At 47.7% G+C, this 21,047-nt stretch carries 24 protein-coding genes; all 24 read left to right on the forward strand.

Features of this window, described 5'->3' with window-relative positions:
• Window positions 1-2 precede the first annotated feature (2 nt).
• Window positions 3-383, forward strand: coding sequence for a 50S ribosomal protein L7/L12 (gene rplL, locus DESPR_RS03870; protein WP_015723502.1), 381 nt, complete (start codon window positions 3-5; stop codon window positions 381-383).
• A 206-nt stretch (window positions 384-589) separates the two neighbouring features.
• A complete protein-coding gene (rpoB, locus tag DESPR_RS03875) occupies window positions 590-4,663 on the forward strand; it encodes a DNA-directed RNA polymerase subunit beta (protein ID WP_015723503.1) in 4,074 nt (1,357 codons plus the stop codon).
• Between the two features lie 90 nt (window positions 4,664-4,753).
• On the forward strand, window positions 4,754-8,818 hold the full coding sequence (gene rpoC / locus DESPR_RS03880; RefSeq protein ID WP_015723504.1) for a DNA-directed RNA polymerase subunit beta': 4,065 nt from the start codon (window positions 4,754-4,756) through the stop codon (window positions 8,816-8,818).
• 110 nt (window positions 8,819-8,928) lie between these two features.
• Entirely contained in the window at window positions 8,929-9,300 is a 372-nt protein-coding gene (gene rpsL / locus DESPR_RS03885) for a 30S ribosomal protein S12 (protein ID WP_015723505.1), read from the forward strand.
• Between the two features lie 31 nt (window positions 9,301-9,331).
• A complete protein-coding gene (rpsG, locus tag DESPR_RS03890) occupies window positions 9,332-9,805 on the forward strand; it encodes a 30S ribosomal protein S7 (protein ID WP_015723506.1) in 474 nt (157 codons plus the stop codon).
• A 125-nt stretch (window positions 9,806-9,930) separates the two neighbouring features.
• Entirely contained in the window at window positions 9,931-12,009 is a 2,079-nt protein-coding gene (gene fusA, locus DESPR_RS03895; protein WP_015723507.1) for an elongation factor G, read from the forward strand.
• 31 nt (window positions 12,010-12,040) lie between these two features.
• The gene (gene tuf / locus DESPR_RS03900) at window positions 12,041-13,231 is read left to right on the forward strand and encodes an elongation factor Tu (RefSeq protein ID WP_015723495.1); all 1,191 of its coding nucleotides are present in this window, start codon (window positions 12,041-12,043) and stop codon (window positions 13,229-13,231) included.
• Window positions 13,232-13,244: 13 nt separating this feature from the next.
• The gene (gene rpsJ, locus DESPR_RS03905; RefSeq protein ID WP_169701673.1) at window positions 13,245-13,556 is read left to right on the forward strand and encodes a 30S ribosomal protein S10; all 312 of its coding nucleotides are present in this window, start codon (window positions 13,245-13,247) and stop codon (window positions 13,554-13,556) included.
• A 78-nt stretch (window positions 13,557-13,634) separates the two neighbouring features.
• Window positions 13,635-14,267 (forward strand): 50S ribosomal protein L3, encoded by a 633-nt coding sequence (gene rplC, locus DESPR_RS03910; RefSeq protein WP_015723509.1) that lies wholly within the window; start codon window positions 13,635-13,637, stop codon window positions 14,265-14,267.
• Window positions 14,268-14,295: 28 nt separating this feature from the next.
• Window positions 14,296-14,919: a 50S ribosomal protein L4 gene (gene rplD, locus DESPR_RS03915; protein WP_015723510.1), complete on the forward strand. Its 624-nt coding sequence runs from the start codon at window positions 14,296-14,298 to the stop codon at window positions 14,917-14,919.
• A complete protein-coding gene (rplW, locus tag DESPR_RS03920; RefSeq protein WP_015723511.1) occupies window positions 14,916-15,206 on the forward strand; it encodes a 50S ribosomal protein L23 in 291 nt (96 codons plus the stop codon). Before rplD ends, rplW begins: the two co-directional genes overlap by 4 nt.
• Window positions 15,207-15,248: 42 nt before the next feature.
• A complete protein-coding gene (rplB, locus tag DESPR_RS17725; RefSeq protein WP_015723512.1) occupies window positions 15,249-16,067 on the forward strand; it encodes a 50S ribosomal protein L2 in 819 nt (272 codons plus the stop codon).
• 18 nt (window positions 16,068-16,085) lie between these two features.
• Window positions 16,086-16,358, forward strand: a complete 273-nt coding sequence (rpsS, locus tag DESPR_RS03925; RefSeq protein ID WP_015723513.1) for a 30S ribosomal protein S19 — start codon at window positions 16,086-16,088, stop codon at window positions 16,356-16,358.
• A gap of 41 nt (window positions 16,359-16,399) precedes the next feature.
• Window positions 16,400-16,732, forward strand: a complete 333-nt coding sequence (gene rplV, locus DESPR_RS03930; RefSeq protein WP_015723514.1) for a 50S ribosomal protein L22 — start codon at window positions 16,400-16,402, stop codon at window positions 16,730-16,732.
• A 51-nt stretch (window positions 16,733-16,783) separates the two neighbouring features.
• Window positions 16,784-17,449 carry a 30S ribosomal protein S3 gene (gene rpsC, locus DESPR_RS03935; RefSeq protein ID WP_015723515.1) on the forward strand — a complete coding sequence of 222 codons (666 nt, stop codon included), beginning with the start codon at window positions 16,784-16,786 and terminating at the stop codon, window positions 17,447-17,449.
• Between the two features lie 60 nt (window positions 17,450-17,509).
• The gene (rplP, locus tag DESPR_RS03940) at window positions 17,510-17,926 is read left to right on the forward strand and encodes a 50S ribosomal protein L16 (protein ID WP_015723516.1); all 417 of its coding nucleotides are present in this window, start codon (window positions 17,510-17,512) and stop codon (window positions 17,924-17,926) included.
• A complete protein-coding gene (gene rpmC / locus DESPR_RS03945) occupies window positions 17,923-18,123 on the forward strand; it encodes a 50S ribosomal protein L29 (RefSeq protein ID WP_043769644.1) in 201 nt (66 codons plus the stop codon). The genes rplP and rpmC overlap by 4 nt, the downstream gene beginning before the upstream one ends.
• Window positions 18,124-18,152: 29 nt before the next feature.
• Window positions 18,153-18,407, forward strand: a complete 255-nt coding sequence (gene rpsQ, locus DESPR_RS03950; RefSeq protein ID WP_043769647.1) for a 30S ribosomal protein S17 — start codon at window positions 18,153-18,155, stop codon at window positions 18,405-18,407.
• A gap of 60 nt (window positions 18,408-18,467) precedes the next feature.
• Window positions 18,468-18,836 carry a 50S ribosomal protein L14 gene (gene rplN / locus DESPR_RS03955; protein ID WP_015723517.1) on the forward strand — a complete coding sequence of 123 codons (369 nt, stop codon included), beginning with the start codon at window positions 18,468-18,470 and terminating at the stop codon, window positions 18,834-18,836.
• Window positions 18,837-18,877: 41 nt separating this feature from the next.
• The gene (gene rplX / locus DESPR_RS17730) at window positions 18,878-19,213 is read left to right on the forward strand and encodes a 50S ribosomal protein L24 (RefSeq protein WP_015723518.1); all 336 of its coding nucleotides are present in this window, start codon (window positions 18,878-18,880) and stop codon (window positions 19,211-19,213) included.
• Between the two features lie 28 nt (window positions 19,214-19,241).
• The gene (gene rplE, locus DESPR_RS03960; protein ID WP_043769650.1) at window positions 19,242-19,784 is read left to right on the forward strand and encodes a 50S ribosomal protein L5; all 543 of its coding nucleotides are present in this window, start codon (window positions 19,242-19,244) and stop codon (window positions 19,782-19,784) included.
• A gap of 44 nt (window positions 19,785-19,828) precedes the next feature.
• Window positions 19,829-20,014: a type Z 30S ribosomal protein S14 gene (locus DESPR_RS17735; RefSeq protein WP_081457945.1), complete on the forward strand. Its 186-nt coding sequence runs from the start codon at window positions 19,829-19,831 to the stop codon at window positions 20,012-20,014.
• A 42-nt stretch (window positions 20,015-20,056) separates the two neighbouring features.
• On the forward strand, window positions 20,057-20,455 hold the full coding sequence (gene rpsH / locus DESPR_RS03965; RefSeq protein ID WP_015723520.1) for a 30S ribosomal protein S8: 399 nt from the start codon (window positions 20,057-20,059) through the stop codon (window positions 20,453-20,455).
• Window positions 20,456-20,489: 34 nt separating this feature from the next.
• Window positions 20,490-21,032, forward strand: a complete 543-nt coding sequence (gene rplF, locus DESPR_RS03970) for a 50S ribosomal protein L6 (RefSeq protein ID WP_015723521.1) — start codon at window positions 20,490-20,492, stop codon at window positions 21,030-21,032.
• Window positions 21,033-21,047: the final 15 nt, after the last annotated feature.

Below are 21,047 nucleotides of genomic sequence, written 5' to 3' on the forward strand. Positions count from 1 at the left end.
CAATGGCTGTAACCAAACAAGATGTGATCGATTTTATTTCCAACATGACTGTTCTCGAGCTCTCTGAGCTGATCAAGGAATTGGAGGAAAAATTTGGTGTTTCTGCAGCTGCCCCGGTGGCGGTTGCTGCGGTTGCCGCACCGGCTGAAGGTGGCGCTGCCGCTGAGGAGAAAACCGAATTTGACGTCATCCTTACCAATGCCGGAGATCAAAAGATCAAGGTAATCAAGGAAGTTCGTGCTATCACCTCGCTGGGCCTCAAGGAGGCGAAAGACTTGGTTGAGGGCGTACCCGCACCAATCAAGGAAGGTGTCAGCAAGGATGAAGCCGCTGCGATCAAAACCCAAATCGAAGGTGCCGGCGGTACCGTAGAGATCAAATAATTAGATCTATCCTTTGCGCTATCGGGTCGTTATTACCCGAAGGCAAATCATCTCATCAGGCAACGCTATAGGGCTAAAAGCCCCGTAGCGTTCCTGTGTTTGTAGGTATTTCCAATCTTCTAGTCGGATCGCGTTTAGTTTTATATCGTTATTTCGTGTAATTATTAAACTGTGATCTGTTTCACGCGGAATGTTTCGAGGGAACCATGAACAGAGTACGTAAGAGTTTTGCTAAAACAAGCCAGATCATTGAACCGCCACATCTCATTGCTATGCAGCGGGAATCTTACGAGCACTTTCTGCAACGAGATATTGCGCCTGAATTACGAAAAGATCACGGGTTGCAATCTATCTTTCAAAGCATTTTCCCTATTACAGATTTCAACGGATTGTGTTCGCTTGAATTCGTTCGTTATTCTTTCGGAGAGCCCAAATACACCGTCGCCGAATGTATCGAGCGGGGAATGACCTATGAAGCACCTCTTAAAATCACCGTCAGGCTCATCACCTTTGACGTCGATGAGGCGACGGGGGTTCAGTCTGTGCGTGATATCAAGGAACAGGAGGTATTCCTCGGGGCTTTACCGCTCATGACGCAAGACGGAGTGTTTGTGGTCAACGGCACGGAACGCGTCATCGTAAATCAGCTGCAACGGTCACCCGGACTCTTCTACACCCATGATCATGGTAAGTCCCATGCTTCCGGCAAAAGGCTCTATTCGGCGCGAATTATTCCGGTGCGGGGGTCTTGGCTTGATTTCGAATTCGATATTAAAGATATCCTTTATGTGCGCATCGACAGACGCCGTAAGCTGCCAGTAAGTGTTCTGCTGAAAGCCTTGGGATATGGCGATGAACAATTGCTAAATGAGTTCTATCATTCCGATGTCATCACGTGTGAAGGAGAAAAGTATTCGATCGCCTTCAACGCTATCACCTTCGCCAATCAGCGGTTGAACACCGACATCATTCATCCCGGCGATGGGACTATAATTGCCAAAAAAGGCAAAAAGGTCACCAAGACCCTTGCGAAGAAGATCGAGAGCCTTGGCGTCGCCTCCATCTCCATTGATGTCGAGGAGTTATACGGTCGCTACTTTGCCCGGGATATTGTCAACGAGCAGACTGGAGAAGTTGTTGTCAAGTGCAACGACACCGTAACACCGGCAACGCTTGAAGCTCTCGCCGTGGCCGGAATCAATTCTTTTTCCCTTCTGTTCATTGATGGCGTTAATTTCAGTGAATCGTTCCGCAAAACATTGCTGCTCGACAAGATTAAAGATACCGATGAAGCATTGATTGAAATTTATCGTCGGCTCAGGCCGTCAAGTCCACCGACCCTGGAGGTGGCCAAGGCTTTCTTTGACAATCTTTTTTTCAATCCTGCCACTTATGATCTCTCCGAGGTAGGACGGTATAAAATCAACACCAAGCTCGGCGTCGATACCCCGATCGAGGTGCGGACACTGACTCAGGAAGATATCATCAAAAGTGTCAAATACCTCGTTCGAATCAAGGATGAATTGAAGGATGGTGACGATATTGATCACCTTGGCAACCGTCGTGTTCGAACCGTGGGCGAACTGTGCGAGAATCAATTCCGCATGGGCCTGGTGCGGATGGAGCGAGCCATCAAAGAGCGGATGACCCTCCAGGAAATTGAGACCCTGATGCCGCACGACCTCGTCAATCCCAAACCGGTGACCTCTGCGATCAAGGAATTTTTTGGTACCAGCCAACTTTCCCAGTTCATGGATCAAACCAATCCTCTTTCCGAGGTAACCCATAAGCGCAGGCTTTCTGCGCTGGGCCCAGGCGGTCTTTCTCGGGAACGCGCTGGTTTCGAAGTGCGTGACGTTCATCCGACTCATTATGGCCGGATTTGTCCGGTAGAAACCCCTGAGGGACCAAATATCGGCCTGATTGTCAGCTTAGCCACCTATGCGATGGTGAATCCGTATGGATTTATCGAGACTCCGTATCGCTATGTCCAAGATCGAATTGTTTCGAATGAATACAAGTACCTGTCTGCCTTGCAAGAAGAGGATCACGTCATCGCTCCGGCGAAAATTCCTTTGGATGGCGACCGAATAGCCGATGATTATTTGATAGCCCGGCAAGAAAGTGAGGTGGCCATGGTCGCCGCTGACGATATCACGATGATGGATATCGCTCCCAACCAGATGGTTTCGGTTGCGGCCTCGTTGATCCCTTTCCTTGAGAATGACGACGCCAACCGCGCATTGATGGGTTCCAACATGCAGCGACAGGCAGTGCCGTTGCTGAAAACCAGCGCGCCCCTGGTTGGGACCGGCGTGGAGAAATATGTAGCTCGTGATTCCGGTGCCTGTCTGTTGGCAGGCGGAGACGGCGTGGTTGAGGAGGCGGATGCTAATCGCATCGTGGTGCGATATGATCAGCCAGGAGTGGATGGATTTGATACGGGTATTGGTGTCTATCATTTGTCCAAGTATAAAAAATCCAATCAAAACACATGCTTTAATCAAAAAGCTCTTGTGCTTCCTGGGCAACGTGTTGTGAAGGGGACAGTCTTGGCAGATGGACCGTCCACGGAAGTCGGAGAACTCGCTTTGGGAAAAAATGTGACCATCGCGTTCATGCCCTGGCGAGGCTACAACTTTGAAGATTCCATCCTGATCAATGAGCGTTTACTTAAAGAAGATACCTTCACCTCCGTGCATATTGAAATCTTTGAAACAATGGCACGGGATACCAAGTTGGGAAAAGAAGAGATTACCCGCGATATTCCCAATGTCGGTGAGGAAGGACTCCGTAATCTCGATGATTCCGGTATTGTCCGCATCGGGGCTGAGGTTCGCGCCGGTGACATGCTGGTCGGCAAGGTCACTCCGAAAGGCGAGAGTATGCTTTCGCCTGAAGAAAAATTGCTCCGGGCGATTTTTGGCGAGAAAGCCGGTGATGTAAAAGATTCCTCCTTGCGGGTACCGCCGGGAATCGAAGGAGTGGTGATCGACGCCAAAGTCTTTTCGAGAAAGGGAGTCGACAAAGACGAGCGGACGCTGATGATCGAGGAAATGGAGATCGAACGCCTCAATCGGGACATGGAAGCCGAGCTGAGAAGTTTGAAAAACGGCGTGCGCAACTCCCTGGCTGTTCTTCTCGAAGGTCGGACGGCTAAAAGTGATATCAAGGACAAGAAAGGAAAGATCATCCTTAAATTAGGCAAACAACTCACCGCCAAGGTTGTCTCCCAAATTAGTTTCGCCGAACTCCATGACTTGGATTTTTCGGAAAGAGCCAAGTATGAGGACGAGATTGACGCGATCTTCAAACGCTACAATACCCAGGCCTCCGTTGTTCGCGGGCGTTATCAGGGCATTGTTGAGCGTATGGAAAAAGGAGATGATCTGCCCCCCGGCGTGGTGAAAATGGTGAAAATCTATGTGGCCACCAAGCGTAAACTGGCGGTTGGCGACAAAATGGCGGGGCGTCACGGCAATAAAGGTGTTGTTTCACGTCTGCTTCCCGAGGAGGATATGCCCTTTTTTGCCGATGGAACTACTGTCGATATTGTGCTCAATCCCCTTGGCGTGCCTTCGCGAATGAATGTTGGCCAGGTGCTTGAATGCCATCTTGGTTTTGCCGCCAAAAGGCTGGGAGAACAACTCTCGGCTGTAGCGAAACAGAAGGAGGCCGCACGGCTCAAGCAAAGGTTGGCGCAGATTTATTCCCAAGAGGAGTATGCTCGATTAACTGAAGGACTCAGCGACGAGGAATTACTCGACATGATGTGCAAGTACGGCCATGGCATCCATGTGGCCACTCCGGTGTTCGACGGTGCTTCAGAGAATGAGATACGCCAGGCTCTCGTGGAAGCGGGTGTCGATGAGGTCGGGCAGTCAACATTGTACGACGGCCTGACCGGTGAACCTTTTGATAACCAGGTAACGGTGGGCGTGATGTATATGCTTAAGCTGCACCATCTGGTGGACAACAAAATCCACGCCCGGTCAACCGGTCCCTATTCACTTGTCACTCAACAGCCCCTCGGCGGGAAAGCGCAGTTCGGCGGCCAGCGTTTGGGTGAGATGGAGGTTTGGGCCATGGAGGCCTATGGGGCGGCCTACACCCTCAAAGAATTCTTGACGGTGAAATCGGACGATGTTGAAGGCCGGACGACGATGTATGAAAAAATCGTCAAAGGAAACAATTTCTTGGAAACAGGGTTGCCTGAATCATTCCATGTTCTCGTCAAGGAATTGAAAGGGCTCTGCCTCGATATCGAATTGCTCGAGTAACACGGAAAGATCGCGGCTAAAAAATAGTCCAAGGAATGTTTGGTTTCTATCGTCCATACGGTTTGATTTGAAAAGAGAATAGGTGAATTCGTGGAAGAACTGTTTAGCTTCTTTGCAAAGCCGAAAGGTCCCGTCAGTTTTAACAAGGTGAAGATATCGCTCGCCTCACCGGATAAAATCAGGGAGTGGTCGCATGGAGAAGTCAAAAAGCCGGAGACCATCAATTACCGAACGTTCAAGCCTGAACGCGACGGCCTGTTCTGTGCCAAAATTTTCGGGCCAGTCAAGGATTACGAATGCAATTGCGGCAAGTACAAACGCATGAAGCACCGGGGCGTCGTCTGTGAAAAATGCGGCGTCGAGGTCATTCAATCCAAGGTTCGCCGAGAGCGTCTTGGTCATATTGAGTTAGCCGCTCCGGTAGCTCATATTTGGTTCCTGAAAAGTTTGCCGTCCAAGATTGGCGCGATCTTGGACATGACGCTCAAACAGCTGGAACGAATACTATATTTCGAATCCTATGCGGTCGTTGCTTCTGAAGTGGAAGATCTGCCGGTTGGGACCCTTCTGAGTGAAGACCAGTACCGTAGCGCTCTCGAAGAGCATCCGGGCAAGTTCAGGGTGGGCATCGGCGCAGAAGCTATCCGCGAAATGTTGATGGCCCTGGATCTCAAGGAGCTTTCAGAAACATTGCGCAAGGAGATGAAAGAAACAGGGTCGGTCACCAAACGCACTAAATATGGCAAGCGGCTGAATGTGGTGGAAGCCTTTCGGGATTCTGGCAACCGCCCGGAATGGATGATCCTTGAGGTTATTCCGGTCCTGCCTCCTGATTTACGACCATTGGTGCCTTTGGAAGGAGGCCGGTTTGCCACCTCAGATCTCAACGACCTGTATCGAAGGGTCATCAACCGCAACAATCGGCTGAAACGCCTTCTTGAATTGGATGCCCCTGATATCATCATCCGCAACGAAAAGCGGATGTTGCAGGAAGCTGTCGACGTTTTGTTCGACAACGGTCGGCGGGGACGAACCATTACCGGACCGAACAAGCGGCCCCTTAAATCGCTATCCGACATGCTCAAGGGCAAGCAGGGGCGTTTTCGGCAAAATTTGTTGGGCAAGCGGGTCGATTATTCGGGACGTTCGGTTATTGTTGTCGGTCCCCACCTGCGGTTGCATCAGTGCGGTCTTCCCAAAAAGATGGCTCTTGAGCTGTTCAAGCCGTTTATCTACAATCAGCTTGAGCGAAAAGGGTATGTCACGACGATTAAAAGTGCCCGGAAGATGGTGGAAAAAGGCACCAAGGAAGTCTGGGACGTTCTCGATGATATCGTTCAGGAGTACCCGGTCATCCTCAACCGTGCCCCTACCCTTCACCGGTTGGGCATGCAGGCCTTTGAGGTGGTGCTGATCGAAGGAAAGGCCATTCAACTGCATCCTCTTGTCTGTGCCGCGTTCAACGCCGATTTTGACGGCGACCAGATGGCCGTGCATGTACCTCTGTCGGTGGAAGCCCAGGTGGAAGCTCGGGTGTTGATGATGTCGACAAACAACATCCTTTCGCCGGCCAATGGTGGTCCGATCATCATTCCAAGTCAGGATATTGTCCTTGGGTTGTACTACATGACCCGGGAGCGGTTTGGCGTGGCGGGCGAGGGGGCAATTTTCGGTTCTCCAGGCGAGGCACGGATTGCCTATGATCATGGCTCGGCCCATATGCAGGCTCGGGTCAAAGTCCGTATCAACGGTGCGCTGGTGGATACGACCATCGGCCGTATTCTGGTGGGTGAGCTGTTGCCGGCCGTGGTCCCTTTTTCGCTGGTCAACAAGGAACTGTCCAAGAAGGAACTGGCATTTCTCATCGACTATACCTACCGCCACGGAGGGACCAAGGAAACGGTTATCCTGGCGGATCGGTTGAAAGACCTTGGATATGAGTACGCCACCCGGGCCGGAATTTCCATCTGCATCAATGACATGAAGATCCCTGTCCGCAAGGAAGAGTTTGTCGAAGATGCCGAGAAGGAAGCCGCTGATGTCGATCAGCAATATTCAGACGGTTTGATTACCGACGGCGAGAAATACAACAAAATTATCGACATTTGGTCAAAGGCCACCGACAAAATCACCAAAGAAATGATGGATGAGATGGCGGTGGAATTCATGCCGGATACGACAGGGAAGATCCAGGAGATCAAGAGTTTCAATTCTGTGTATATCATGGCTGATTCTGGTGCCCGTGGGTCCAAGGATCAGATTCGTCAGCTCGCAGGCATGCGCGGACTGATGGCCAAGCCTTCAGGAGAAATCATCGAAACTCCGATCAAGGCGAATTTCCGCGAAGGCCTCAACGTTCTCGAATACTTTATTTCAACCCATGGTGCCCGTAAGGGATTGGCGGATACGGCCCTGAAGACCGCTAACTCCGGATATCTCACTCGGCGACTGGTGGACGTCGCCCAGGATTCCACCATTGTGATGAAGGACTGCGGCACCATGCGCGGTATCCTGGCCGAACCCCTGATCGAGGGCGGTGAGGTGATTGTTCGGATTGGCGAACGCATCCTGGGTCGTGTTGCTCTCGAGGATGTGGTTGACCCGCACACTGGACAAATTTTGGTCGGGATGGATGAGGAGATCACCGAAGACAAGGTCGAGGCGATTGAGGCAGCCGGCATTGATCGTGTCCATATCCGTTCGGTGCTGACCTGCGAGGCTAAACGCGGTGTTTGCGCCATGTGTTATGGGCGTGACCTTGGCCGGGGACACATGGTCAATATCGGCGAAGCGGTGGGGATCATTGCTGCGCAATCGATCGGCGAGCCTGGTACCCAGCTGACCATGCGGACGTTCCATATCGGTGGTACCGCCCGAGGTGCCGTGGAACAGGCAGAGGTTCGCACCCAAAGGGGCGGACAGATTAAATACAAGAATCTGCATTCGGTTTCTAACAGCGAAGGGTATCAGGTGGTTATGAATCGCAATGCCGAGATCACGGTGTTGGATGACTTGGGGGTTGACCGGGAACGATTCCCTGTACCCTACGGGGCCACCTTGCGGATCAATGACGGTCAAGCGGTGGATCCGGGAACCGTTATAGCCGATTGGGATGCCTTCTCGATTCCTATTGTCGCTGAAGTGGGTGGCAAGGTGAAGTATGGCGATGTCGTGGAAGGTGATTCGATGCAGGAGCGTGTTGATCAGATAACCGGTAAGGCCAGTAAGGTGATCACGCCTGTGAGTTCGACCAAACAGATGAATCCTCGTATTTCCATCAAAGATGATCGTGGACGGACTCTCAAGTTGCCTGATGGGGAACTTGCTGCTCGCTATCCGTTGCCAGTCGGATCGATCATCACGGTCAATGAACACGATATCATTGCCGCAGGCACCGTCATTGCCAAAATTCCACGGGAAACCACCAAAACAAAGGACATCACCGGTGGTTTGCCTCGGGTCGCTGAACTGTTTGAAGTGCGCAAACCGAAAGAACAGGCCATCATTTCCGAAATTGATGGCCGCGTGAGCTTTGGCAAGGATTTGAAAGGCAAAAGGCGAGTAATCGTCACTCCGGAAATCGGTGAAGCCAAGGAGTATTTAATTCCCAAATCGAAACACATAACTGTCCATGAGAATGATCGCGTTGAGGCGGGCGATCCGTTAATGGAAGGGATTCGCCTGCCCAATGATATTCTCCGTGTCAAGGGAGCCGAGGCCCTTGCGCGATTTTTGGTTAATGAAATCCAGGAAGTTTATCGTTTGCAAGGTGTAAAGATCAACGATAAACACATTGAAACCATTGTTCGGCAAATGTTGAAGCGTGTCCGCATCACCGATGCAGGGGATTCGAGATTTATGCTTGATCAGCAGGTTGAATGGTGGAAATTTCAAGAGGAAAACGAGCGGTTGTTGCAGGAAGGGTTACAACCGGCTGCGGCCGAGCCATTGTTGCTCGGCGTGACCAAGGCGTCGCTCTCCACCGATTCCTTCATTTCGGCTGCTTCATTTCAGGAGACGACCAAGGTGCTGACCAACGCTGCGATGGCTGGGAAAATTGATGATCTTTCCGGATTAAAGGAAAACGTCATTATGGGGCGGTTAATTTCGGCGGGTACGGGATTAAAGAAATACCGCTTTAATCAAGATAACTAAAGAAGATAAAACTTGACCTTTTCAATTTCATCGATTAAACAAATCCTCTTCATGCTCGCCCGAGTTCTGTGAACTCGGGCTTGAATGTTTTTCTAAAAGGAGCTGCTTGCATGCCCACGATTAATCAACTTGTCAGGAATAGGCGCAAAAAAATCACCAAACGCACTAACACGCCCGCGTTGCAAAACTGCCCACAGAAGCGGGGTGTATGTGTGCGTGTGTATACAACGACGCCCAAGAAACCGAATTCGGCGTTGCGGAAGGTGGCAAGGGTCCGCCTGACCAACGGGATTGAGGTGACGTCATATATTCCGGGTATAGGTCACAATCTGCAGGAGCACTCGGTTGTGCTCATTCGCGGCGGCCGCGTCAAGGATTTACCGGGTGTGCGGTATCACATCATTCGCGGTACGCTTGATACGCTCGGCGTGAACGACCGTCGCCAGGGCCGTTCCAAGTATGGCGCCAAGCGTCCTAAATAATTTCTGTACATGATTGACAGCGAGTTCGCGTATGCCAAGAAAAAAAATGTTAGATAAGCGTCCTGTTGCGCCGGATCCCAAGTTTAATTCTGTTCTGGTTGCAAAGTTCACTAATGGCCTGATGGTCAACGGCAAGAAAACCGTCGCTCGGAGGCTGTTTTACGATGCCATGGAAATCATTGGGGGAAAGCTCGCCGATCAGGAGCCGTTGACGGTCTTTGAGGAGGCGATGGAAAACGTTCGTCCTCGGGTTGAGGTGAAAAGTCGCCGTGTTGGCGGCGCTACGTATCAGGTGCCTGTTGAGGTGCGTCCTGAGCGAAGAAATGCGTTGGCTATCCGTTGGATCATTAATTTTTCCAAGAACCGCTCTGGGCAGACCATGTCCGAAAAGTTGGCTGCCGAGTTGCTTGATGCGTTTAACAATCGCGGCGCCTCGGTGAAAAAGAAAGACGACACGCACAAAATGGCTGAGGCTAATAAAGCCTTTGCTCATTATCGCTGGTAGGTTTGACCATTGCATTTTGATTGCCTATAGGAAAAAAGCTTGACATGTGCCAGGAGGTGCTGTATTAGCAGCATTTCTTGCGCGGCCTCCTTGGTGATGGATAGATAAAATTTAAGGAGGCCTGAGTGGCAACGGAAAACCCGTTAATCCGTGTGCGTAATATTGGCATAATGGCCCATATTGACGCCGGAAAAACAACGACGACTGAACGTATTCTTTTTTATACGGGGCGGTCGCACAAGTTAGGTGAAGTCCATGATGGAACAGCCGTCATGGATTGGATGGAGCAGGAGCAAGAGCGGGGTATAACTATCACCTCCGCTGCGACAACTTGTTTTTGGCAGGGGTATCAGATCAACGTAATAGATACCCCCGGGCATGTAGACTTTACAGTAGAAGTCGAACGGTGCTTGAGGGTCTTAGACGGCGTTGTCGCCGTCTTTTGTGCGGTTGGTGGAGTTGAGCCGCAGTCGGAAACAGTGTGGCGGCAAGCGGATCGATATAAAATTCCCCGCATTGCCTTTGTCAATAAAATGGACCGAGTTGGGGCTTCATTTTCACGGTGCCTCGATCAATTGGAAAGCCAACTTGGGGCGTCTCCGGTTGCAATAACGCTTCCGGTTGGTAGTGAAGATCAGTTCGTTGGTGTTGTCGATCTGATCGATCAAAAACTGCTCAAATTTGATGATGCCTCCATGGGGCAGGTTGTCACCGAAGAGGCAGTGCCGGATTCATTAAAACAAGATTCATCGGCTGCGAGAATGGCGCTCGTCGAGAAGCTGGCCGACTTCGATGAGAGCGTCATGGAAAAATTTTTAAACGATCAAGAGATCGCTCCTGGTGAGATTCGGGCAGCGCTTCGCAATGCAACGCTTGCCCTGAATGTAGTGCCAGTGCTTTGTGGTTCAGCATTCAGAAACAAGGGGGTGCAACCCTTGTTGGATGCCATCACTTGGTATTTGCCATCACCCGTTGATGTTCCCCCGGTGGAGGGGACGGATAAGGACGGTGCGCCGCTTATCCGCAAGCCTGAAAGGAGTGAAAAATTTTGCGGCTTGGTGTTTAAGCTGCAAAGCGATCCGTATGTGGGAAATCTTTCCTTTATCCGTGTGTATTCAGGTGAACTGAAAGCCGGGGAAAAGGTATTTAACCCACGCAAACATAAAACGGAAAAGATCTCGAAACTGCTCAAGCTGCATGCAAACAAACGGGAAGAAGTTTCCAGTATTGTTGCAGGCGATATCGGTGCTATTGCTGGGCTGAAATTTACCCGGACTGGCGATACGCTGTGCGAAAACGGCGATTTCATTGTGCTTGAAACCATCGTTTTCCCGGAACCTGTTATTGGTGTGGCCATAGAACCGAAAACCAAGGCAGATGAAAAGCTCCTTGCTGATACCTTGGAAAAAATTGCGCACGAGGATCCAAGTTTCAAAGTCACTGTTTCAGAGGAGACTGGACAGACTATAATTTCAGGAATGGGAGAGTTGCACCTTGAAATTATTGTCGATCGCTTGATCCGAGAGTTCAAGGTTGAGGCTAATGTCGGGCGGCCCCAGGTATCCTATCGAGAAACAGTCACCAGAAATTCTCGAGCTGAAGGTCGATTTGAAACGCTGGGCGGTGGGAAAGAGCAATACGGGCACGTTGAAGTTGAAATAGCTCCTGGGGCGAAGGGGAGCGGCAAACAATTCAACTGTTTGGTTGATGAAACCCAGATACCTGTTCGCTTTGTTGAATCAATAAAAAAAGGCGTGCTCGATAGTTTGGATTCAGGGCCAATTATCGGATATCCGATGCTTGACGTGAATGTCAAGCTTGTTGGCGGCTCCTATGATGAGGAGAAGTCAACCGAGATGGCCTTCGGTGTAGCAGCTACTATGGCATGCAGGAAGGCGGCGGATCAGGCTGCCCCGGTTCTTTTGGAGCCCATCATGGAGCTGGAAATCGTAACTCCTGATGAATATTTGGGTGATGTCATTAATGATCTCAACAGAAAAAGGGCCCAAATCAACGGTGTGCATGCGGAAAACGGGAGGCAAGTAGTTCGAGGAAAGGCTCCATTGGCCGAATTGTTCGGATTCTCGACAGATCTTCGCTCGGCTACGCAAGGGCGAGCAACTTTTACAATGCTTTTCAGTGAATTTGCGGAAGTACCCGCTCGACGAGCTGAGGCAATAATTCATAAGATTAAAGGCGTATAACTATTATAGCATAGCCGATTGAGGTGCATGAATGGCGAAGGAAAAATTTGAGCGGACAAAGCCGCATGTCAATGTAGGAACAATCGGTCACATTGACCATGGCAAGACGACCTTAACGGCGGCGATCACTCGGGTGTTGTCGACCAAGGGCATGGCCAAGTTCACTGACTTCAGCGAGATTGACAAGGCGCCGGAAGAGAAGGAGCGCGGCATTACCATCGCGACCGCACATGTCGAATACGAAACGCCAACCCGCCATTATGCCCATGTGGACTGTCCTGGCCATGCGGACTATATCAAGAACATGATCACTGGTGCCGCCCAGATGGATGGCGCGATTCTCGTGGTTGCGGCAACCGACGGTCCGATGCCGCAAACTAGGGAGCACATCCTTCTTGCCCGTCAGGTTGGTGTGCCGGCAATGGTCGTCTTTTTGAACAAGTGCGACATGGTCGATGATCCGGAATTGATCGAGCTGGTCGAGATGGAGCTTCGCGAGTTGCTCGATAAATACGATTTCCCCGGTGACGAGATTCCGATTATCCAGGGGTCGGCGCTGAATGCACTTGAGTTTCCGGAAGACGAGGTCAAGGCCAAGTGCATCTGGGATCTGATGGAGGCGGTTGACAGCTACATTCCGCAGCCCGAGCGAGCCATTGATAAGCCGTTCCTGATGCCTGTTGAGGACGTCTTTTCCATCTCTGGGCGTGGTACGGTTGCCACGGGCCGAATTGAGCGTGGTGTGATTCACGTGGGCGACGAGGTGGAGATCGTCGGGATTCGCCCGACCGCGAAAACCACTTGTACCGGTGTCGAGATGTTTCGCAAATTGCTTGATGAGGGGCAGGCCGGCGATAATATTGGCGCCTTGCTTCGCGGTGTCAAGCGCGAAGAGATTGTCCGTGGTCAGGTGCTAGCCAAGCCGGGTTCGATCAAGCCGCACAAGAAATTCAAAGCAGAAGCCTATATATTGACCAAGGAAGAGGGCGGTCGGCATACCCCCTTCTTTAATGGGTATCGTCCACAGTTTTATTTCCGGACAACCGATGTGACCGGTGTGTGTACGCTTGAGGAGGGTGTGGAGATGGTTATGCCTGGTGATAATATCCATATCACCGGTGAATTGATCACGCCGATCGCCATGGAGGCTGGTTTGCGATTTGCCATCCGGGAAGGTGGGCGCACGGTAGGCGCAGGCGTTATCAGCGAAATTATCGAATAAAAGGAGATTTATGATTCCTACAGATAAAATTCGGATCAGGCTCAAAGGATATGATCATAAACTGCTTGATCTTTCTACCCGTGAAATAGTGGATACCGCACGACGGACAGGCGCAACGGTTGTTGGTCCTATCCCACTGCCTACTAGTACTAATAAATTCACAGTGCTGCGATCACCGCATGTGGATAAAAAGTCGCGCGAACAGTTCGAGATGCGGACACATCGTCGCTTGCTGGATATTCTCGAACCCACGCAGCAAACTATTGATTCTCTCATGAAACTAGAGTTGTCTGCTGGCGTTGATGTGGAAATCAAACTTCCCTGATGAGTGTAGCCTAGGCTAATAACTGATTGATTAAATGATAATCGCGCACGTGATTACGAATTGAATTCAGGTAGACAAATGCCGAATACAAAAGGAATTTTAGGACGGAAACTAGGAATGACTCGGGTCTATGACGAAAATGGCCGATCAATCCCGGTGACTGTTATTGAAGCTGGACCATGTACCATTCTTCAAAAGAAGACTGTAGAGAAAGAAGGGTATAACGCCATTCAGGTTGGTTTTTTGGAAAAAAAAGAAACTCGGATGAATAAACCTGAAGTAGGACACTGTAAACGATCAGGAGGAAAGGGATTTTATTATATCAAGGAATTCCGAGTAACTAATCCTGATGTTTATGAGGTCGGGCAGCAAATCACCGTGTCCGAGATCGTTTCTATAGGTGATCTTGTTGATATTTCAGGGAAAAGTAAGGGGCGAGGTTTTCAAGGGGTCATTAAACGTCACGGTTTTGCAGGTGGGCGGACCACTCATGGCTCCGACTTTCATCGAGCTCCCGGATCAATCGGTTGTAGTGCATGGCCATCCAGGGTTTTAAAAGGAAAGAAGTTACCAGGGCGAATGGGTAACGAATCAATGACTCAAAAGAATTTGAGAATTATTGATATTCGAAACGAGGATAACGTTTTGCTTGTTCGCGGTACTGTTCCAGGGGCAAAAAACGGATTGCTTAATATCTATTCAAAGGGCTAATCCCTGGTCAGCGCATAAGGAGATTTTCATGGCAACTTGTGATATTTACAATACTCGCGCTGAAAAAGTAGGCGAGATTGACCTGAATGAATCATTGTTTAACCTTGAGGTCAATACGGGCATTCTTCATGAAGTAGTATGTATGCAACGTGCTAATCGACGAAGCGGAAATGCATGCACAAAAACCCGAGGTGAGGTGAGTGGCGGCGGGGCTAAGCCTTGGCGCCAGAAGGGAACCGGCCGGGCCCGATCGGGCAGTCGAACATCCCCGGTGTGGCGTGGAGGCGGTACTGTTTTTGGTCCTAAACCGAGGGATTATAGTTATTCGATGCCAAAAAAGGTCAAGAGACTTGCCCTTAAAATGGCCATGAGTGCACGTTGTCAAGAAGGAAATATTGTTATCGTTGATCAATTCGATTTGCCTGCAGTTAAGACCAAAGAGTTTCTCAAAGTCATGACAAATTTCCAATTTGAGAATTGTCTTGTCGTTACCGCTGAATCCGAAGACAATCTCGGATTGTCTGCTCGAAACGCGGTTGGTTTCAAGGTCCTGCCAGTTGCTGGTTTAAATGTTTATGATATCCTTAAGCATTCTAAATTGATGATACTTCAATCAAGTCTGGCTAAAATTGAAGAGAGGTTAATGGCATGAAGGCTATTTATGATATAATTAAGAGCCCCTGCCTCACGGAAAAAGGGAACGCTCTTCAAGAAATGCAGTCGAAAGTCGTTTTTAAAGTCGATAAATTTGCCAATAAAATAGAAATCAAGAATGCCGTTGAAAGTCTTTTCAGTGTTAAAGTTTCTAAAGTTGCAGTAAGCAATATGACGGGCAAAAAAAAGCGAGTTGGTGCTCGGTCCGCCGGCAAGACGAGTGATTGGAAAAAAGCATATGTTACCTTATCAGAAGGGAAAATAAATTTTCTCGACGAGCTTTGATCCATTATACGCTAAAGATTTGCGAAGATTATAGGAATTGCAATGGCTATTAAAATCCACAAACCGACATCACCAGGTAGCCGTCATCATGTATCTGTCCGCCAAGAACTTTCGGATAAAGCCCCTGAAAAACGGCTCACCACTGAATTGGTTAAGACGGGCGGTCGAAATGCCTATGGCCGAGTGACTGCTCGACACAAAGGCGGCGGTCACAAGCGAAAATATCGAATTATTGACTGGAAGCGAAACAAAACAGAAATTCCAGCCCAAGTGACCGCAATTGAATATGATCCTAATCGATCTGCCAATTTAGCTTTATTAACATACGCGGATGGTGAAAAAACCTATATCCTGGCTCCTAATGGGCTGACAGTGGGAGATACGGTAATTTCAGGTCCCAGTGCGGATATAAAATTGGGAAATTGTCTTCCTATGACGAATATTCCTCTTGGTACTGTTATCCATAATATTGAGATGAAAATTGGTAAAGGTGCTCAACTCGTGCGCTCGGCAGGCGCAGCGGCGCAACTTATGGCCAAGGATGGCAACCAAGTACTTGTAAAGCTTCCTTCAGGTGAAGTTCGTAAATTCAATAAAGAATGTAGAGCCTGCATTGGGCAAGTAGGAAATGCCGAATATGGAAGCCAAAAGCTTGGTAAGGCAGGGCGGGCACGCTGGAAGGGAATTAGACCTTCGGTACGTGGTGTAGCGATGAACCCTGTTGATCATCCAATGGGCGGTGGTGAAGGTAAAAGTTCAGGTGGTCGACATCCTTGCTCTCCTTGGGGTATTCCAACAAAAGGATATAAAACGAGGAAACGTAAAGCCTCAGACCGTGATATCGTCAATAAACGGAAATAGTCAAAGGAGATTATTGTAATGGCTCGATCCATAAAAAAAGGACCTTTTGTTGATGATCATCTCATGAAAAAGGTTGAACAAGCTCAGGAAACCGGATCTAGAAAGGTCATTAAGACATGGTCTAGACGATCTGATATATTGCCAGAGATGGTCGGTTTGACGTTTGCTGTTCACAATGGCAACAAATTTATACCTGTGTATGTAACTGAAAACATGGTCGGACATAAGTTGGGGGAATTTTCTCCGACGCGCACCTATTATGGCCACGCATCTGATAAAAAAGGCAAATAGGTAGTAGATTTCGTAGCCAGATTTTACTAGGAGTGAAAACGATGGAGACAAGAGCCGTCGCAAAATATATACGAATTTCCCCACAAAAAGCTCGCTTGGTTGCCGATGTTATACGAGGAATGAATGCAGAAAAAGCGGTCACAACCCTTCGTTTCATGCCCAAAAAAGCAGCTCGTGTTATTCGCAAGGTTTTGGAATCCGCAGTTGCAAATGCGGATCAGATGGAATCCATTGATGTCGATACCCTTTATGTGAAGGAGATCACTGTTGATGGTGGACCCATGTTGAAACGATTTAGTCCACGTGCACAGGGGAGAGCGACTAGAATTCTTAAGCGAACCAGCCACATCACTGTTGTCGTTGATGAAGCGTAAATTCTAAGCGATACTTTTTGAAACTAATAGAAGAGGGAACGGAGGATTATCTTGGGACAGAAAGTCAATCCCGTCGGACTGCGGATCAACATCACACGCTCTTGGGAATCCATTTGGTACGCTGATAAAGATTACGCGAATAATTTGCATCAGGACCAGCTTATACGGAAATACCTAAAACAAAGACTTTTTCATGCCGGTGTATCTCGTATCGTCATTGAACGTACGGGAGAAAAAGTGAAAGTCAAACTTTTTACTGCACGTCCAGGTATCGTTATTGGCAAGAAAGGGACTGAGATCGAAGGGTTAAAAAAAGATCTCGAGACCAAATTCAAACGGAATTGTTTTATTGATATTCAGGAAGTACGTCGACCTGAAGCGGACGCGCAACTGGTTGCTGAAAATATTGCCTCCCAATTGGAGAAGCGCATTGCTTTTAGACGTGCCATGAAGAAATCAATCAATTCTGCCTTGCGATTTGGCGTACAAGGTATCAAGATTTCTTGTTCAGGTCGGCTAGGGGGTGCAGAAATGTCCCGCACGGAATGGTTCAAAGAGGGACGGGTCCCACTCCACACCCTTCGCGCAGATATTGATTATGGTACAGCTGAAGCCAAGACAACTTATGGGATAATTGGTGTCAAGGTCTGGATTTTTAAGGGTGAAATTTTAGCTGACACTGAGCAGGTTAGTGAACAACCTTCCCAGGCGAATTAATTTTTTCGATATTTAATTAGTTCTCCTTGAACTAAATGTTCCTTTTAGGAGTTTGATAGTATGTTAAGTCCTCGAAAAGTTAAACATCGAAAACAGCATAAAGGTAGGATGACCGGTGAATCTTATCGTGGTGCTGAACTTGCATTTGGTGAATATGCGCTAAAAGCTGTTGGATGTGGACGAATGACCGCCCAGCAGATAGAAGCTGCCCGTATCGCAATTAATCGAAAAGTCAAACGTGGTGGTAAATTGTGGATTAGAATATTCCCCGATAAACCTATCACGAAGAAACCCGCTGAAACACGAATGGGTAAAGGAAAAGGTGTTCCCGAGTATTGGGTGGCGACGATACGCCCAGGGCGAATTTTGTACGAATTGAAGGGAATCCCAGAGGAACTCGCGATTGAGGCATTGCGACTTGCGAGCTTTAAATTACCTTTCCCAACCACGGTTATCAGCAAGAGTAAAACGATATGAAAGCAAAAGAGTTAAGAAGTTTAGCTGTAGACGATTTGCTCAAGAAAAATCAGGAAATGCGTGAAGACTTGTTTCGGCTTCGCTTTAAGCATTCTATCCGACGGCTTGAGAATTCAGCAAAACTGAGTCAACTTAAAAAGGATATCGCAAGGGTCCAAACCGTCCTCACACAAAAACAAAAGGGCCAATCCGTCTAACCGGCTAAAATATGTCTTGGAAAACGACTATGAGCGACCATGTAAAGAAAACACGTCAAGGTTTTGTTGTAAGCAACAAAATGGATAAAAGTGTTGTCATTTTAGTGGAAAGGAAGATTCCTCACAAACTTTATGGGAAATATATTCGACAACGTGTTAAGTATATGGCCCATGATGCCCTCAACCAATGTCAAATCGGCGATTTGGTGATGATAGAAGAGTGTCGACCTCTGTCTAAAAATAAACGATGGCTGGTTCGAAACATTATCGAGCGGGCCGCATGATGTTTTGTGTGGATTTTTTAAGCTTGATAAAATGAAATTTGGAAATAGTCGGGTGAGGTCATGATTCAAACTGAAACCGTGTTAAATGTTGCCGATAATTCAGGTGCCAAGAAGGTGCTTTGTATCAGAGTATTGGGTGGAACGAAGAAACGATACGCAGGAATCGGTGATATCATAGTTGTTACTGTTAAAGAAGCCATTCCGCATGCAAAGGTAAAAAAAGGGGATGTTCTTAACGCAGTTGTTGTTCGAACTGTAAAATCAATTAAACGACCCGAAGACACTACCGTTAAATTCGATGAGAATGCTGCTGTTTTATTAGCTAATAACGGTGAACCTATAGGAACACGAATTTTTGGACCTATCGCCCGTGAACTTAGGTCACTGGGATTCATGAAAATTATTTCTCTAGCTCCAGAAGTTTTATAATATTTTATAAAACAAACGGAATATATTGAGGTACTGGAAAGATGCGCCATTGTAGCACGAATTTACGCGTTAATGATAAGGTTGAAGTTATAACTGGAAAGGATAAAGGTCGTGTAGGTAAAATTCTTAAAATTGATCGCGAAAAGAACAAGGTTCTTGTTGAGCGAATTAATTTAATAAAAAAGCATCAAAAAGCCAAAGATGCCTCACAAACCGGGCAGATAATCGAACGCGAATCCAGCATTAATCTTTCCAACGTAATGTTAGTTTGTCCAGAGTGTGCCGAAACTGTAAGGATCGGAAAGAAGGTGCTCGAGGATGGCACTAAAGTTAGAATATGTAAGAAATGTCAAGCAACCATTGAATCTACCAAATAGTAGAACTTGTCGGCGCACGGAGCAAATGATGGGCACATTAAAAGAACAGTATGAAAATGAACTTAAATCCGCATTACAAAAATCATTAGCAATCTCTAATGTTATGGAGATTCCGCGGATTGAGAAGATCGTTTTAAATATGGGCTTAGGCGATGCAGTTCAAAATCCAAAAGTTGTAGAAAAAGCCGCTCACGAGCTAACGTTGATTGCAGGACAAAAAGCCGTTGTGACTCGGGCTAAGAAATCAATAGCGACCTTTAAATTGCGTGAAGGTATGCCGATTGGAGCACGTGTGACTTTGCGAAAAGATCGAATGTATGATTTTCTTGCAAAATTGATCCATATTGCTTTACCGCGAGTACGTGATTTTAGAGGCATTTCTTTCAAAGGATTTGACGGACGCGGCAACTTCTCCATGGGAGTGACCGAACACATCATTTTTCCTGAAATTGATTACGATAAAATTGATCAAATCAGAGGACTCAATATTACTATAGTCACTAGCTCCAAAACTGATGAGGGGGCTAAAGCTTTGCTGGATGCCATTGGCATGCCCTTCAGAAAAAAATAATTTTTAGTCCACAACTGCTACGTTAAGTCTCGGAGGAAAATTCAGTGGCAAAAAAATCACTCATTGCCAAAGCCAAGCGTGTTTCTAAATTTTCGACCAGATCCTATAATCGATGTCCATTATGTGGAAGAGCCCGCGCTTATTACAGGAAATTTGGCATTTGTCGGCTATGTTTTCGCAAATTGGCATCGCAAGGCGAGATCACCGGTGTAACTAAATCTAGCTGGTAATTTTACATCAAACTGGTTCAAATTTTATAAGAGGATTTTTCGATGTCCATGAGTGACCCGTTAGCAGATATGCTGACTAGAATTAGAAATGCTACGAAATCGCGTTTCAACTCTGTGGAAATACCACTGTCGACTCTTAAGGTTAGTGTAGCGCGCGTTTTGAAAAATGAGGGGTATATTTCTGACTATCAAATTATAAAAGATGGTCCTCAAGGAATATTGAAATTACACCTCAAGTATGGTGCTCACAATGAAATTGTCATTTCCGGCATACGTAGGGTAAGCAAACCCGGTCATCGACGATATACGACCAGTGATAATATTCCAAAAGTCATGAGCGGATTGGGTATTGCAATTTTGACTACTTCAAAAGGAGTCATCACTGATAAAGAAGCTCGTACGCAAAATATTGGTGGTGAGCTTCTTTGCGAGGTATGGTAACTTTTGTAAGTTTAGCTGTTAACAGGAGAAGCTAATGTCCAGAATAGGAAAACAACCAATTCCAATTCCCGCTGGTGTCAAGATTGAAATTCAAGGTACACATATCAAGGTGCTAGGGGGAAAAGGAACGCTTGAACGCGATATTCGGCCAGAAATAGAAGTCGTGGCATACGACAATACCTTAGTCTGTAATCCGAAAGGCACGAGTAAAAAAGTAATGGCTTTTTGGGGAATGACTCGTTCTTTAATTCATAATATGGTTGTCGGTGTTGACCAAGGGTTTTCTAAAAAATTAATGGTCGAGGGCGTTGGCTATCGAGCCTCTGTCAGTGGAAATGTCCTCACTCTGAACGTCGGATATTCTAGTGGTGTAGAATACAGTCTACCGGCAGGCATTTCTGCATCTGTTGAAAAGGATAATTCTATTATGCTTCAAGGTATAGACAAGGAACTCGTTGGACTTGTCGCAGCGCAAATCCGCGGAATACGGAAACCAGAACCTTACAAGGGTAAGGGTATTCGATACTTTGATGAGCATATTGTGAGAAAAGTCGGAAAAGCCGGCGGTAAGAAATAATAAACAAACAAATCT

The organism is Desulfobulbus propionicus DSM 2032, from assembly GCF_000186885.1.
GTDB classification, from domain to species: Bacteria; Desulfobacterota; Desulfobulbia; order Desulfobulbales; family Desulfobulbaceae; genus Desulfobulbus; species Desulfobulbus propionicus.

Coding starts and splice junctions, on each gene's coding strand:
- rplL (WP_015723502.1), top strand. CDS start 3: ATGGCTGTAACCAAACAAGATGTGATCGATTTTATTTCCAACATGACT.
- rpoB (WP_015723503.1), top strand. CDS start 590: ATGAACAGAGTACGTAAGAGTTTTGCTAAAACAAGCCAGATCATTGAA.
- rpsL (WP_015723505.1), top strand. CDS start 8,929: ATGCCCACGATTAATCAACTTGTCAGGAATAGGCGCAAAAAAATCACC.
- rpsG (WP_015723506.1), top strand. CDS start 9,332: ATGCCAAGAAAAAAAATGTTAGATAAGCGTCCTGTTGCGCCGGATCCC.
- tuf (WP_015723495.1), top strand. CDS start 12,041: ATGGCGAAGGAAAAATTTGAGCGGACAAAGCCGCATGTCAATGTAGGA.
- rplC (WP_015723509.1), top strand. CDS start 13,635: ATGCCGAATACAAAAGGAATTTTAGGACGGAAACTAGGAATGACTCGG.
- rplD (WP_015723510.1), top strand. CDS start 14,296: ATGGCAACTTGTGATATTTACAATACTCGCGCTGAAAAAGTAGGCGAG.
- rplW (WP_015723511.1), top strand. CDS start 14,916: ATGAAGGCTATTTATGATATAATTAAGAGCCCCTGCCTCACGGAAAAA.
- rplB (WP_015723512.1), top strand. CDS start 15,249: ATGGCTATTAAAATCCACAAACCGACATCACCAGGTAGCCGTCATCAT.
- rpsS (WP_015723513.1), top strand. CDS start 16,086: ATGGCTCGATCCATAAAAAAAGGACCTTTTGTTGATGATCATCTCATG.
- rplV (WP_015723514.1), top strand. CDS start 16,400: ATGGAGACAAGAGCCGTCGCAAAATATATACGAATTTCCCCACAAAAA.
- rplP (WP_015723516.1), top strand. CDS start 17,510: ATGTTAAGTCCTCGAAAAGTTAAACATCGAAAACAGCATAAAGGTAGG.
- rpmC (WP_043769644.1), top strand. CDS start 17,923: ATGAAAGCAAAAGAGTTAAGAAGTTTAGCTGTAGACGATTTGCTCAAG.
- rpsQ (WP_043769647.1), top strand. CDS start 18,153: ATGAGCGACCATGTAAAGAAAACACGTCAAGGTTTTGTTGTAAGCAAC.
- rplN (WP_015723517.1), top strand. CDS start 18,468: ATGATTCAAACTGAAACCGTGTTAAATGTTGCCGATAATTCAGGTGCC.
- rplX (WP_015723518.1), top strand. CDS start 18,878: ATGCGCCATTGTAGCACGAATTTACGCGTTAATGATAAGGTTGAAGTT.
- rplE (WP_043769650.1), top strand. CDS start 19,242: ATGGGCACATTAAAAGAACAGTATGAAAATGAACTTAAATCCGCATTA.
- rpsH (WP_015723520.1), top strand. CDS start 20,057: ATGTCCATGAGTGACCCGTTAGCAGATATGCTGACTAGAATTAGAAAT.
- rplF (WP_015723521.1), top strand. CDS start 20,490: ATGTCCAGAATAGGAAAACAACCAATTCCAATTCCCGCTGGTGTCAAG.